Origin of the sequence: Sphingopyxis sp., from assembly GCF_016463645.1 — a bacterium.
Classification (GTDB): Bacteria; Pseudomonadota; Alphaproteobacteria; order Sphingomonadales; family Sphingomonadaceae; genus Sphingopyxis.
On sequence record NZ_JAEMQX010000223.1, the window covers coordinates 1 to 1,653 of the forward strand.

The window sequence follows — 1,653 nt, forward strand, 5'->3', positions numbered from 1 at the left end:
CTTCCGGTTCTGCATCTCCGCCCGGCGCAAAGCCTCGACGTCGATCTCTTTCAGGTCGCCCTCGACCTGCTCGATCTCGCGGACCTGCGCGACATAGACATGGCCGCAGTTCGGGCATTCGGGCACGGGGCGGAATACGGCGAAGCATTCGGGACAGGTGCGGATCGCGACTTCGGACTTCTCGCCGGCCTTGCGCTTCTCGCGGTCGTCGAGCGACCATGTGCGATCATCGTCGGGGAAGCCGTGGCCCTGCCCGTTCAATTCGCGTGGGAGTGAATTGCCCGCATGGTCGAGGATGATCGCATAATCTTTCCCCGGCGCAGGCCTCAAAGCGCGGCCGACCTGCTGCAGGTAGAGAGACAGGGATTTCGTCGGGCGCAGCAGAATGACGGCCTCGATCGCCGGAACGTCAAAACCCTCCCCGAAGAGCTCACAGTTCGAAAGGACGAGCGTTTCGCCGGTGATGAAGCGCTGGATCGCTGCATCACGCGTCGTCGTGTCCATCGTGCCATCGACATGTTCGGCGGCGATACCCGCCAACTGAAACTGCTGAACGATATGGCGCGAATGCTCGATGTTGACCGCGAACGCGACGGCGCGCTTGCCGGGGCAGAGCTTATGATAATGCTTCACCGCATCGCCAACGATTGACGGCTTATCCATCACCTCGGCGAGATCGTCGCGCTTCAGGTCGCCAGCCTGTGTGCCAACCGATGACAGGTCGGGAACGTGCGGCGCGAACAGGCGATATTTCGAGAGCGCGCCAGCCTCGATCAATTGCTTGACCGTCGGCCCGTTGATCATGCGCCCGAACCAGCGACCAAGACCGACACCATCGAGCCGCCACGGTGTTGCGGTAAGGCCGATGATCTTGGCATCGGGGAACGCGTCGAATACCGCCTGCCACTGACCGGCGCCGAGGTGATGGCATTCGTCGAAGATGATCAGGTCGGGCGGGGTCAGCTTATCTAGGCGGCGCGCGACCGTCTGGATCGAGCCGATCTGCACCAGCTTATGCGGGTCGGTCGAGTGGCCGCCCTGGATAATGCCGTGGACGATGCCCATTGACGAAAAGGTGCGTGACGTCTGGCCGATCAGTTCGCGGCGATGTGTCAGCCACCAACAGACTTTACCTTTCTGGGCGGCGCCGTGGATCATGTAGGAACCAGAGACGGTCTTGCCGCCGCCGGTCGCGAGCTGGAGCAGGATCGCGCGGATTTTGTCTCGGAAACCATCGCGGGCGCCGTCGAGGAGTGTTTGTTGGTAGGGGCGGAGGTGGATCATACCCCAAACGCCCCTGCAATCCGCCCGACGAATTCATCCGACAGGTTGTAGTGGCGCGCGACCTGCTCGACCGGCTGACCCGACCTAACGCGGCGCCGGATATCGGCATTGCGGGCGCAGTCGGCGTCCCAGCGTTCGTATCGGGCTTGGGTTCGGGCGAAGAGTTGGTCGGTGGTCATGCGCACTCTCGCACAGCAGCGGAGTCCGACGTCAAGGCTCCTTGAAGGAACAAATCACCCTGACGCTGAGCATCCTCGATGCGCTTGCAGGCGATGTCGAAGTACTTGGGTTCCCGTTCGATCCCGATGAAGTCGCGGCCCATCTGCACGGCAGCAACGCCGGTTGTTCCGCTGCCCATGAAGGGGTCGA

The 1,653-nt window shown here is 62.4% G+C and carries 3 protein-coding genes; all 3 read right to left on the bottom strand.

The features are described from left to right. Positions 1-1,284, bottom strand: a 1,284-nt coding sequence (locus tag JHC57_RS21790; protein WP_294032668.1) for a DEAD/DEAH box helicase, incomplete at its 3' end; no start/stop codon positions are given. After that, the gene (locus tag JHC57_RS21795; protein WP_294032669.1) at positions 1,281-1,463 is read right to left on the bottom strand and encodes a hypothetical protein; all 183 of its coding nucleotides are present in this window, start codon (positions 1,461-1,463) and stop codon (positions 1,281-1,283) included. The genes JHC57_RS21790 and JHC57_RS21795, both read right to left, overlap by 4 nt. Then, the coding region (locus JHC57_RS21800) for a DNA methyltransferase (RefSeq protein ID WP_294032670.1) at positions 1,460-1,653 on the bottom strand (194 nt) is incomplete at its 5' end. The genes JHC57_RS21800 and JHC57_RS21795, both read right to left, overlap by 4 nt.

What these genes read in the sequence shown, in the direction of transcription:
- JHC57_RS21795 (WP_294032669.1), bottom strand. Translation starts at nt 1,463, where the DNA reads ATGACCACCGACCAACTCTTCGCCCGAACCCAAGCCCGATACGAACGC.